12 protein-coding genes, 1 tRNA gene and 1 pseudogene are annotated in these 10,920 nt (G+C 67.3%); 10 read left to right on the top strand and 4 right to left on the bottom strand.

Translation table 11 applies throughout. From position 1 onward, the window contains the following. The first annotated feature begins 13 nt into the window (after positions 1 to 13). The 4 genes from G6N26_RS19735 (at position 14) to G6N26_RS19720 (ending at position 3,147) form a co-directional block, all read left to right on the top strand. Positions 14 to 973 (top strand): metallophosphoesterase, encoded by a 960-nt coding sequence (locus G6N26_RS19735; RefSeq protein WP_067172213.1) that lies wholly within the window; start codon positions 14 to 16, stop codon positions 971 to 973. Next, positions 970 to 2,076 (top strand): L-cysteine desulfhydrase Cds1, encoded by a 1,107-nt coding sequence (gene cds1, locus G6N26_RS19730; RefSeq protein ID WP_083019086.1) that lies wholly within the window; start codon positions 970 to 972, stop codon positions 2,074 to 2,076. Before G6N26_RS19735 ends, cds1 begins: the two co-directional genes overlap by 4 nt. A 61-nt stretch (positions 2,077 to 2,137) precedes the next feature. Then, positions 2,138 to 2,214, top strand: a tRNA-Pro gene (locus G6N26_RS19725). A gap of 243 nt (positions 2,215 to 2,457) precedes the next feature. After that, a complete protein-coding gene (locus tag G6N26_RS19720) occupies positions 2,458 to 3,147 on the top strand; it encodes a GAF and ANTAR domain-containing protein (RefSeq protein WP_067172217.1) in 690 nt (229 codons plus the stop codon). A gap of 43 nt (positions 3,148 to 3,190) precedes the next feature. On the opposite strand, the gene G6N26_RS19715 is transcribed toward G6N26_RS19720, so the two are convergent. Further along, complete coding sequence (locus tag G6N26_RS19715) at positions 3,191 to 3,775, bottom strand: restriction endonuclease (RefSeq protein ID WP_083019087.1); 585 nt, start codon at positions 3,773 to 3,775, stop codon at positions 3,191 to 3,193. 121 nt (positions 3,776 to 3,896) lie between these two features. Continuing rightward, entirely contained in the window at positions 3,897 to 4,199 is a 303-nt protein-coding gene (locus G6N26_RS19710; protein ID WP_083019088.1) for a DUF4193 domain-containing protein, read from the bottom strand. Between the two features lie 349 nt (positions 4,200 to 4,548). Between G6N26_RS19710 and G6N26_RS19705 the strand changes: the two genes are divergently transcribed. Further along, positions 4,549 to 5,244: an HAD family hydrolase gene (locus G6N26_RS19705; RefSeq protein WP_083019089.1), complete on the top strand. Its 696-nt coding sequence runs from the start codon at positions 4,549 to 4,551 to the stop codon at positions 5,242 to 5,244. Here the strand turns inward: G6N26_RS19705 and G6N26_RS19700 are convergent. After that, positions 5,245 to 5,744 (bottom strand): annotated as a pseudogene (locus G6N26_RS19700) (DUF6328 family protein). A gap of 20 nt (positions 5,745 to 5,764) precedes the next feature. After that, a complete protein-coding gene (locus G6N26_RS19695) occupies positions 5,765 to 6,133 on the bottom strand; it encodes an STAS domain-containing protein (protein WP_008263316.1) in 369 nt (122 codons plus the stop codon). A gap of 170 nt (positions 6,134 to 6,303) precedes the next feature. On the opposite strand from G6N26_RS19695, the gene G6N26_RS19690 reads away from it, so the two are divergent. From G6N26_RS19690 to G6N26_RS19670, 5 genes are read left to right on the top strand one after another with little or no spacing between them, the layout of a single operon-like run. Beyond that, the gene (locus tag G6N26_RS19690; protein ID WP_067172228.1) at positions 6,304 to 7,206 is read left to right on the top strand and encodes an STAS domain-containing protein; all 903 of its coding nucleotides are present in this window, start codon (positions 6,304 to 6,306) and stop codon (positions 7,204 to 7,206) included. Between the two features lie 22 nt (positions 7,207 to 7,228). After that, positions 7,229 to 7,618: an STAS domain-containing protein gene (locus G6N26_RS19685; RefSeq protein WP_008263312.1), complete on the top strand. Its 390-nt coding sequence runs from the start codon at positions 7,229 to 7,231 to the stop codon at positions 7,616 to 7,618. Beyond that, the gene (locus G6N26_RS19680; RefSeq protein ID WP_067172250.1) at positions 7,608 to 8,018 is read left to right on the top strand and encodes an anti-sigma regulatory factor; all 411 of its coding nucleotides are present in this window, start codon (positions 7,608 to 7,610) and stop codon (positions 8,016 to 8,018) included. The genes G6N26_RS19685 and G6N26_RS19680 overlap by 11 nt, the downstream gene beginning before the upstream one ends. Next, entirely contained in the window at positions 8,011 to 8,637 is a 627-nt protein-coding gene (locus G6N26_RS19675; protein ID WP_083019091.1) for a SpoIIE family protein phosphatase, read from the top strand. The genes G6N26_RS19680 and G6N26_RS19675 overlap by 8 nt, the downstream gene beginning before the upstream one ends. Continuing rightward, entirely contained in the window at positions 8,634 to 10,859 is a 2,226-nt protein-coding gene (locus G6N26_RS19670; RefSeq protein ID WP_083019093.1) for a SpoIIE family protein phosphatase, read from the top strand. The genes G6N26_RS19675 and G6N26_RS19670 overlap by 4 nt, the downstream gene beginning before the upstream one ends. Positions 10,860 to 10,920: the final 61 nt, after the last annotated feature.

The raw sequence follows: 10,920 nt of genomic DNA, 5'->3' as shown, positions 1-10,920 counted from the left end.
GTAGGCTGCCATCATGGCCGATGTTCTGCCCGCCCTGATCCGTGCCAGTGCCGTGGCGCTCGGTTCGAGCGTCGCCGGCCTCGGCTACGCCGCGATCGTCGAGCGCAACGCCTTCGTCCTGCGCGAGATCACCATGCCCGTGCTGAGCCCGGGCTCCACACCGTTGCGCGTGCTGCACATCAGTGACCTCCACATGACGCCCGGCCAGCGGCGCAAACAGGCGTGGCTGCGCGAGCTGGCCGGCTGGGAGCCGGACCTGGTGGTCAACACCGGCGACAACCTGGCCCACCCGAAGGCCGTCCCGGCCGTCGTCCAGGCCCTGGGCGACCTGTTGTCGCGGCCGGGTGTCTTCGTCTTCGGCAGCAACGACTACTTCGGGCCGCGCCTGAAGAACCCGCTGAACTACGTGACCAACCCGTCGCACCGGGTGCGCGGCGAGCCGCTGCCCTGGCAGGACCTGCGCGCGGCGTTCACCGAGCGCGGCTGGCTCGACCTCACCCACACCCGGCGCGAGTTCGAGGTGGCCGGCCTGCACGTCGCGGCGGCAGGCGTGGACGACCCGCACCTCGACCGGGACCGCTACGACACCGTCGCGGGCCCGGCCAGCCCGGCGGCGAACCTGCGGCTGGGGCTGACCCATTCCCCGGAACCCAGGGTGCTGGACCGCTTCGCCGCCGACGGCTATCAACTGGTGATGGCCGGACACACCCACGGCGGACAGGTCTGCCTACCGTTCTACGGCGCGGTGGTGACCAACTGCGGGCTGGACCGCTCACGCGCCAAGGGGCCGTCGCGGTGGGGCGCGCACATGCAGCTGCACGTCTCCGCGGGGGTGGGGACCTCGCCGTTCGCGCCGGTGCGGTTCTGCTGCCGGCCGGAGGCGACCATGCTGACGTTGATCGCCACCCCGATGGGCGACCGCGACGCGGCCAGTGACCTGAGCCGTTCGCAGCCAACAGCTTCCGTGCGTTGACCGGGCGGACCCGGATCGCGGTCCGCAGCCGCTCACGTCGCTGGACCGACGACGCGATCCGGTTGATCCACGCCGACGCCCATCGCAGCGCCGACACCCACCTGCTGCGCTATCCGCTGCCGTCGGCGTGGAGCGCTGGCGCCGACATCGCGCTGTACCTCAAGGACGAGACCACCCACATCACCGGCAGCCTCAAGCACCGGCTGGCCCGCTCGTTGTTCCTCTACGCGCTGTGCAACGGCTGGATCGACGAGGGCACCACGGTCGTCGAGGCGTCGTCGGGTTCCACGGCGGTGTCGGAGGCCTATTTCGCGGCCCTGCTGGGGCTCCCATTCGTCGCGGTGATGCCGGCGGCGACGAGCGCATCGAAGGTGGTGCTCATCGAAGCCCACGGCGGCCGTTGCCATTTCGTGCAGAGCGCCGGCGAGATGTATGCCGAAGCCGAGCGCGTCGCCCGCGAGACCGGCGGACACTACCTGGACCAGTTCACCAACGCCGAACGCGCCACCGACTGGCGGGGCAACAACAACATCGCCGAGTCGATCTTCGAGCAGATGGGCGAGGAGCGCTTTTCCGTCCCCGAGTGGATCGTGGTCGGCGCCGGCACCGGCGGGACCAGCGCCACGATCGGCCGCTACATCCGCTACCGGCGCCACGCCACCCGGTTGTGCGTCGTCGACCCGGAGAACTCCGCCTTCTTTCCCGCCTACGCCCAAGGCCGCGACGACGTAGTGATGCCCGGCTCGTCGCGCATCGAGGGCATCGGCCGCCCGCGGGTGGAGCCGTCGTTTCTCCCCGGCGTGGTCGATCGCATGGTGGCCGTCCCGGACGCGGCCTCGATCGCGGCCGCGCGCCACGTCAGCGCCGTTTTGGGCCGCCGGGTGGGGCCGTCCACGGGCACCAACGTGTGGGGCGCGTTCGGCCTGCTCGCCGAGATGGTCGCCGAAGGCCGCAGCGGCTCGGTGGTGACGCTGCTCGCCGACAGCGGCGACCGCTACCGCGACACCTACTTCAGCGACGAGTGGGTCGCGGCGCAGGGACTCGACCCGACGGGCCCGGCCGAGGCGCTGGTCGAGTTCGAGCGTTCGTGCTCGTGGAAGTGACGTGGGGCACCGCGGTTTGGCCAGCCGATAGCCCGGTGCGATAGGCTGTCGGAGCTTCAGGCGGGGTGTGGCGCAGCTTGGTAGCGCGCTTCGTTCGGGACGAAGAGGCCGTGGGTTCGAATCCCGCCACCCCGACCAGTCAGGTATCGCTCATCCGCTCTTCGGCGGATGACCGCCGGCGGGATCATCCGGCCGGGTCGGTGTCGGGCGCAATCCCCCAAAACCCGGCCGATATAGTGGATCTCACCGTAATGCTGAGCAGACAGCATTGACATTCGTCGCCGTCATAACTGACAAATGATCGCCTCGCGAGACCGCAGGCTGCTGAAACGGCGCGGGATTTTGCCTGGAACCGGTCTCGACGCACGAAGGCGACATTCAGTGACCAATTTTGAAGATTTCACCCTGCTCACCGACGTTCTGCGCGCCATCTATTCGGCGGACGCGGCCGACTTCCCGCAGGTGCTGGACGAGCTGACCAGGGCGGCGGCGCGGTGGGTGCCCGGCGCGAAGGAGGCGGGGATCACCGTCACCAGCCGGCAGAACGAGGTCAGCAGCCCGTCGGTCACCGACGACTGCGCCAGGTTGCTCGACGAGTTCCAGCAACGCCACCTCGAAGGGCCGTGCGTGCACGCCGCGTGGACCCGCAAGGTCGTCATCATCAACGACCTCGAGACCGACTCGCGCTGGCCGAAATACCAAGCCGACGCGCTCGCCCAGACGCCCGTTCGCAGCATCCTGTCACTACCGATGTACGCCGACGAACTGAGCATGGGAGCGCTGAACTTTTATGCCGAAAGCCCGCAGGCCTTTTCCGACGACTCTCGCCGAGTGGCCGCCGTCTTCGCCACGCTGGGCGCCCTGGCGTGGAGCAACGTCGTCCGCACCCAGCAGTTCATGGAGGCCCTGAGCACCCGCGACACGATCGGGCAAGCCAAAGGCATCCTGATGGAGCGCTATGACCTCGATGACCACACGGCGTTCAACACACTGATCAAACTCTCGCAGAGCATGAACACCCCGTTGCGCGATATCGCGCGCCGGGTCATCGAGGACGCAACCCGGCGCTGACGAGCCAACCGAATGCGCTGCGGTTCAGGGTATCTCGCGGATTCTAGCTACCGCGCGCGGGAAGGGACGCCACCCGCGTCCAGTTCTGCAGTTGCGTGCGACCCACCAGGCGGCAGTGGTGGGTGATCGCCAATGCGCGGGCCGCCTTCGTGAACGTCTGGTTGGTCACCACGACCGCCCGGTTGCAGCCGTGGTGGCGCGACCCGGACACGACCTGTTGCACCGCGGCGACGCCGACGGCCTTGGCCAGCCTTTTGCATTGCACCGCCATGCGGACGCCGTCCTTCTTGGCGATGAGATCTACTCCGTAGTCGCCGGTGCTCGCCGTCGGCATGACGCTGTAGCCGGCGACGCGCAACTGCGCGGCAACGAATTCCTCGAAGTCGGTGCCCGACATTCGATCGATGGCGCGCAGCCCGGATTTCGCACATTTGAGGTCGCGCCGGCGGCGTGCGTCGGCCTGACGGCGGTCCCGCTGCACTGAGAGCCACCACAGGACGGCGACCGCGAGCGCGAGCCCGCCCAGGCCGGCCAGGAATCCCGCCGACGGGCTGCCGGTGGCTTTTTGCGTGAAATACCAAGGGAGAGCAAACCCCAGCAAGAGAAGCGACCCGAGAATCTTCTCCATGACTCCTCAACGTGCCGTTCGCGCCGACGCAGACTTGTCCGATGAACGTAGTTCAAGCCTGTGACATTTCGGCGCAGGCGCGTGGTGGCCCTAGCCGCGGCCGAGCGGAGCTATCGGCGCGTTACGCGCAGTCGGCACAGACCGGCAGGCCGGAGCTGGAGCGACGCATCCGGCTGCGGTGCTGCACCAAAAAGCAACTCGAGCAGGTGAACTCGTCGGCCCGCTGGGGGATGACGGTCACCGTCAGCTCCTCCCCGGACAGGTCGGCGCCGGGCAGCTCGAAGAAGTGGACATCATTGGGGTCCTCGTCGGCCACGGTGGTGGCGGCCCCGTGCAGGGTTGGTGCCAGCTCGCGCAGCGGGGACTTGTCCTGGGTGTCGTTGTCGGATACACGGCGTGCGTCGTAGTCAGTGGTGGTCGCCATCGGAGTTCCTCCCTGCTCTCAAACGGGCTGACGCACTTTCCTGTACTCACCCGTGGCGCAGGCAGTACCCCGTTCGCGCACGCCCTACACCACTCTGGGAAAAGAAATTTCGGCCGCGGCCCGCATCCCCTTCCGCGCCAGTTACGCGCCAGGAGGTCTCCCCCGCCGGCCCGGTGCCACCGACCGGGCGGCCCGCGGGCCGACCCTAAGCGCCCGTTCGTGAGAGCCGCTGGGTGCCAACGTTATTCGCGCGCAGGACCGGCATCGACGTCGACGCCGGTGCGCGGGCCACCACGACGCCGCACCAGCGGCTGGTGTCAGCCCGCCCCGGCGTGGGTATGCCCGCCACATGACGTTGCGATCGGGTGCGGGCGGCGCACCCGCCGTCCTCTTCGACGTCGACGGCACCCTGGTGGATTCCAACTACCTGCATGTCCACGCGTGGCGGCGCGCGTTCGACGCCGAAGGCATCGTGGTGGCGTCGTGGCAGATCCACCGCTGCATCGGCATGGACGGCTCGAGGCTGGTGCGGGCGCTGTCCGACGACGCCCCCGACGACGTGCAGGAGCGCCTCAGCGACAAGCACAGCCAGTACTACCGGGAGATCACCGCGCTACTGGAGCCGTTGCCCGGGGCCCGCGCATTGCTGCGCCGCGTCGCGGACCTGGGACTGCAGGTCGTGCTCGCCAGCTCGGCGCCCGAGGACGAGTTGGAGATCTTGCGAAAGGTGCTCGATTGCGACGACGTCATCTCCGAAACCACGTCATCCCGTGACGTCGACACCGCCAAACCCGAACCGGGCATCGTGCAGGTGGCGCTGGACCGGGCCCGGGTGGACGCCGGGCACGCCGTGTTCGTCGGGGATGCCGTGTGGGACGCGCACGCCGCGGCGGGCGCGCACGTGCCGTGCATCGGACTGCTCAGCGGCGGCATCGCCCGCGCGGAGTTGCAGGAGGCCGGGGCCGCCCCGATCTTCGCCGACCCGCAAGACCTGCTCGATCATCTGGACACCACCCGAATCGCGGAATGGGTGCCCGGCGGCTGACTACATTCCGTGCGTGCGCAGCGACAGGGGTAACGCCCACCAGAAGATCGCAAACAGCACCACTGCGCACGCTCCGGCGATGAACCCCGCCGTAGCCCCGGCCACCGCGACAAAGATGATGACCGTCACCCCGGTCAGCGCCGCTCCCAGCAACGTCAGCCCGGCGTAGGCACACCGGTGCGCGGCCGATACGAGCGCCTGGAGGCGGTGCCGCCTGAACAGCAGCCTGTGAATGGCGACCGGGCGATCAGCAGCACCGTTGCGCCCACCGAACAACCCACCGTCGCCAGATACACGATCCGCATCGGTCCGCTGAGAACGTCGAAGCGCTGCTGGAACGGCAGTGTCAACAAGAACCCGGTGAGCAGCTGGACGCCGGTCTGCACCACGCGCAGCTCCTGCAACAGGCTGTTCCAATTGCGGTCCAGGCGTTCGATTTCGGTTTCACCGCGCTGGCTGCGGTCCCATCGCTGGTCGTCTTCCGGATGATCGACACCCATGGCTGGCGGAGGCCCGGTTACTAGCCGTTGAGTTTGCCGTCCCGCACCGCGGTCAGCGCGTCGTCAAGCGTCGGGTACAGCGGGAAGGTCTTGTCCAGACCGGTCAGGTGAATCGGCCGTCGGGTGGCCGGGCCGCGCGCGACCACACCGAACCCGGTGTCCTTGCCCAGCTTCTCGTACGTCGCGGCCAGGATCTTCAGCCCGACCGAGCCGAGGAATTCCACCGCTGAGAGATCGATGACCAGTGCCGTGGGACTCTCCGCAACGACCGCGCCGATGGCCTGTTCCAGGGCAGGAGCCGTGACCAAATCGATTTCGCCGCTGACACTGACCACAGAAACGCCGTCGTGGTCTTCAACCAACGTGGTAATCGAATCAGGAGCTGACAATGGCAATCCTTTGTCCTGGGCCTTGGGTGCCTTAAGCGTGGTTCAACCCTAGCCTGCGTTACGAACTGCGAGAAGAATATGCCCTCTACCCGTGCCCCGCGACAACCCAGGCTAGTCTCGCAACAGGAACTGCCAGATCGCAGGGCGTGACGGGGCACTCGGGAGGCCAGATGTCGGATTCGCCGTCGGATTTCAACAGTACCGGCACCACAGCGCAAGTCGTCGGCATTTCCAGCGAGGGGTTGTTGCCCCAGCTCGTTCAGCATCTACGGCAGAATCGGACCGTTTTGCGGGAGGAATGGGCCCGCCGCATCACCGAGGCAGAGTTGCTCACCGCGATGACGCCCGAGGAGCTCTTTTCCGAAGCGACGGCCGTCTACGACAACTACGTCGAGGTGCTCGAGACCGGTAGCGTCGAGGCGCTGCAGGCCTACGCCCGCGACCTGTCCGAACGCATCATCCCGCGTGGCGTGGAAACCGACGAGGTCGTCGGCATCGTGCTGCTGTTGCGCGACGTGCTGGCGCGCTCGCTGTTCGAGAAGTACCAGACCGAATTCGAGATGCTCAACCGGGTGCTGGACGCCTACGAGCCCGCCGCCAACCGGATCGCCAACACCGTGGCGGTCAGCTTCGTGCAGGAACGTGAGCGCATCATCCGCCAGCAGCAGGAGGCGATCCGGGAGCTCTCGACGCCGGTGCTGCAGGTGCGTGAGCAGTTGCTGATCCTGCCGATCATCGGAGTGTTGGACAGCCAGCGCGCCCGCCAGGTCACCGAACAGCTGCTGCGCGCCATCCGCGCCAACCGCGCGAAGGTGGTGGTCATCGACATCACGGGTGTGCCGACCATCGACTCGACGGTGGCCAACCACCTGGTGCAGACCGTCGACGCGTCGGGGCTGATGGGCGCCAGCGTGATCATCACCGGCCTGTCCTCCGAGATTGCGCTGACGCTGGTGACGATCGGCCTGGACCTGTCGAAGATGAACGCGGTCGGTGACCTGCAGGGCGGTATCGAGGAAGCCGAGCGACTGCTGGGCTACGAGGTGACTCGTACCGGCGAGCAGACCGGTTGACAGTTAGGAACGCGAGCGCCGCATGCCAGTACCGATCCTGAAACAGGGTTCGATCCTCATCGCGTCGGTGCAGGCCGCGCTGTCAGACTCCGACGCCGAACGGCTGCGTTATGACCTCATGGAACGTGTCAGCCGGTTCCGCGCGCAGGGCATCATCGTCGACGTCACGGCCATCGACGTCATGGATTCCTTCGCGGCCCGGTCGCTGCGCACGATCGCGCACATGACCCGGCTGCGCGGCGCGGACACGGTGATCGTCGGCCTGCAGCCGGAAGTGGCGTTCGCGATGGTCCAGCTCGGCCTGGCATTCGACGACATGAACACCGCGCTGGACCTGGAAGAGGGCTTATCTCTTCTGAATCGCCAACTGGCGCAACGGAAACCGACGATCGGGCGCGATGGTGGCGGCTGATATCGTCGTCGCCATCGACAATCCCGACGACATCGTCGAAGCCCGCAAGGCGGGACACCAGCTCGCCCTCGATCTGGGATTCTCGCTGACCGACGTCACGATGATCGCCACCGCGATCTCCGAAATCGCGCGCAACATCACCAGCTACGCGGGCCGCGGCTCCGTCCGGGTCGGGGTGGCCGACCGGGACGGCCGCAAGGCCCTGGTGGTGCGCGCCGAGGATCAAGGGCCCGGGATCGCCGACATCGAACGCGCGATGGAAGACGGCTATTCGACCGGCCGCGGACTGGGAATGGGGTTGCCGGGCGCGCGCCGCCTGATGGACCGGTTGGTCGTCGAGTCCACGGTCGGCCAGGGCACCGTTATCGAGATGTGGAAATGGGTCCCTCCTCGTGCATGAAAACGGCCGTTTCGGACCCATCGAGTGGGCGAGGGCGGGTCGCCCTCTGCCCAGCGAGTACACCTCCGGTGATCGCGGTATCGCGGTCGACATCGACGGTGAGGCAGCGCTTTTCGGCGTGGTGGACGGCCTCGGCCATGGGCCTGCTGCCGCCGAAGCCGCGCTGCGTGCTATCGATACGGTCGACCGCGCCAGTTCCGAGCGGATAGAAGTTTTGATTCAGCTCTGCCACCGGGTGTTAGCCGGCACCAGGGGGGTCGCAATGACGTTGGCGCGGGTCGACTTTGGCACCAATGTGCTGACGTGGGCCGGTGTTGGCAACGTGTCCGCGGATCTGGTGGCCAAGGCACCGACCGGTGTCCACGTCCGATCCAGTGCACGCATCACCTCGGGCATCGTCGGCTACCGCATCCCGGAAATCAGGCCCGCACAGGTGGTTTCGATTCGTCCCGGAGACCTGCTCGTGATGCGGACCGACGGAATCGCCGAAGACTACTTGGACCACATCGACTTCTCGGCCGCCGCCGTGGCCATCGCTGAAGAACTCCTCGGGAAGGACGCTAAGGAAACCGACGATGCGATGGTGCTGACGGCGCGGCACAGGGGGGCCTCGACGTGAGCGACGACATCTCCACGGACGGCTTTCACGCGCAGTACGCCACCGCGTTGCGGACCTATCTGGACGCTCGCGACGAGGCCAGCCTGGCGATCGGATACGAGCTGGGCCGCACCGCCCTACAGAATCAAGTCAGCCTGCTCGAAATCGTCGAGAACCACGTCCGGCTGGTTTTCGAGATCGCGAAGGACGTGCGCATCGATGGGCCGATCGCGCTGGAATTCCTGCTGCAGCTGCTGGTTCCGCTCGACGTGGCCATGCGCGGGTTCATCGACGGCAACAAGCGCTACGCGGAACAGCGGGCCCGCGCCGAGGGGCTGGCCGACCGCGACAAATTCCGCAACGCGCTGGTGAATTCGCTGCAGGAGGGATTCTTCGTCGCCGACCACGAGGGCTCGGTGATCGAAATGAACAGCGCCTTCATCGACATCATCGGCTTTCCCACCGAGGGTTTGCCGTATCGGTGGCCGCACCCGTGGCTGGTCGACACCAAGACGGCGGCCGAACAAATAGGCCTGGTGATGAACCATGGCAGGGCCGACTACGAAACGCCGATACGCCACGGTGACGGGCATCTGGCCTGGGTGAAGGTGAGCATCAACGCGGTCAAGGAATCCGGCAGCGACCGCGACGCCTACGTCGGGACCGTGCGAGATATCACCGCGGAACGCGCCTTCGCGGCGCGGGAGAGCGCGGTGCTGCGCCTGGCCACGGCCGTGGCGGTGGCCAAGAGCGTGGACGAGTTGCTGTCGATCACGCTCGACGAGTGCCGCGCGGCAATCGATGTGCAACGCGTGGTCGCGGTCTTGTGGCCCGGCGGCGAGGGAGACCCCACGGTCCACGCCGCGGGCGAACCCTCGGAAACGTCGTGGCGCAAGCTGGATCCATGGTTGCGTCACACGTTCACCGACGCGCGTCAGCAGCTGCCGCTGACGGCGAAAACCGTTGAGGCGCCCGATCATCCCGGTAAGGCGCAGGGATTGGTCGCGGTGCTCTCCGGCACCGGGGACCTGGCGCTGTGGCTGGAGCTGCGCACACCTCGCTGGGTCAGCGGCGAAGACCGCCTGCTGGTCACCGTGCTGATCAGCCATCTCAGCCTGGCCATGCAGCACGTCCGTCAGTTCGAGAGCGCCCGCGAGACGTCGCTGACGTTGCAGCGCGCCATGCTCCCGCCGGTGGAACCCCCGTCGGGTTTCACGGTGCGCTACGAACCCGCGGTGCCGCCGTTGGAGATCGGCGGTGACTGGTACGACGTGCTGCCGATCGGCGATCACCGCATCGGCATCGTCGTCGGCGACTGCGTGGGTCGCGGCCTGCCGGCCGCGGCCATCATGGGACAGCTACGCAGTTCGGCGCGGGCGCTGTTGATCAACGGCGCCGAGCCCGCGGTGCTGCTCGATCAACTCGACTCGGCGGCATCGCTGATCCCGAACGCCTACTGCACCACCGTCTTTCTCGCGATCCTGGACACCGAAACCGGGGTGCTGCAATACAGCAACGCCGGGCACATGCCCGCCGTGCTCACCGGGCCCGCGCCGGGGACGACGACCCTGCTGACCGACGCCGCTTCGGTACCGCTGGCGGTCCGCCGAGACCAACCGCGCCCCCAGGCCACCCGGATGCTGCCGCCCGGCTCGACTTTGATGTTGTTCACCGATGGGCTGGTGGAACGCAAACACGAGTCGATCGACGACGGAATCGAGCGCGCGGCAGACGTTCTGGCGCAGACGATGCCATTGCCGCTGGACGTCGTCGCCGACGAGGTGCTTCGTGAACTGGCGCCCGAAGGTGGTTATGACGACGATGTGGCGATGGTGATCTACCGCCACCACCAGACGCCGCTGCGCATCGAAAGTGACGCCACCGCAGACCAATTGGTTCGCATCAGACACCGCCTCGCGGACTGGCTGCGCGCCGCCCACATCACAGATGAGCTGGCCGCCGACATCGTGCTGGTCGTCAACGAGGCCTGCACCAATTGCGTCGAGCATGCCTACCGGGGCTTCGTCGCGGGCACCATGGTGGTCGAGGCCAGCCTTGGCGACGGCGAAGTGCGCACCCGGATCACCGATTACGGTTCGTGGAAGGCGCCGGCCGCCAACCCGGTCAACGGCGGGCGCGGTTTGCCGCTGATCAGGGCGCTCAGCCAGTCGACGCAACTCGACACCGCGGCCACCGGCACCACCGCCGACATCACCTTCCAATTGCCCACGGAATCCGGCTAGGGGGCATCGAAAAGTGTTGTGGCACCGTTTGCCGGGCCCCGGTTAGGGGTAGTCACCGGCG

Source organism: Mycobacterium marseillense, assembly GCF_010731675.1.
Taxonomy (GTDB): Bacteria; Actinomycetota; Actinomycetes; order Mycobacteriales; family Mycobacteriaceae; genus Mycobacterium; species Mycobacterium marseillense.
Note: the sequence above shows the minus strand (reverse complement) of the source record. Positions and strands in the feature narration are given on the sequence as shown.

Excerpts from the sequence above, each read along its gene's own strand:
- G6N26_RS19705 (WP_083019089.1), top strand. The coding sequence starts at position 4,549 with ATGACGTTGCGATCGGGTGCGGGCGGCGCACCCGCCGTCCTCTTCGAC.
- G6N26_RS19735 (WP_067172213.1), top strand. The coding sequence starts at position 14 with ATGGCCGATGTTCTGCCCGCCCTGATCCGTGCCAGTGCCGTGGCGCTC.
- G6N26_RS19685 (WP_008263312.1), top strand. The coding sequence starts at position 7,229 with ATGCCAGTACCGATCCTGAAACAGGGTTCGATCCTCATCGCGTCGGTG.
- G6N26_RS19690 (WP_067172228.1), top strand. The coding sequence starts at position 6,304 with ATGTCGGATTCGCCGTCGGATTTCAACAGTACCGGCACCACAGCGCAA.
- G6N26_RS19710 (WP_083019088.1), bottom strand. The coding sequence starts at position 4,199 with ATGGCGACCACCACTGACTACGACGCACGCCGTGTATCCGACAACGAC.
- G6N26_RS19715 (WP_083019087.1), bottom strand. The coding sequence starts at position 3,775 with ATGGAGAAGATTCTCGGGTCGCTTCTCTTGCTGGGGTTTGCTCTCCCT.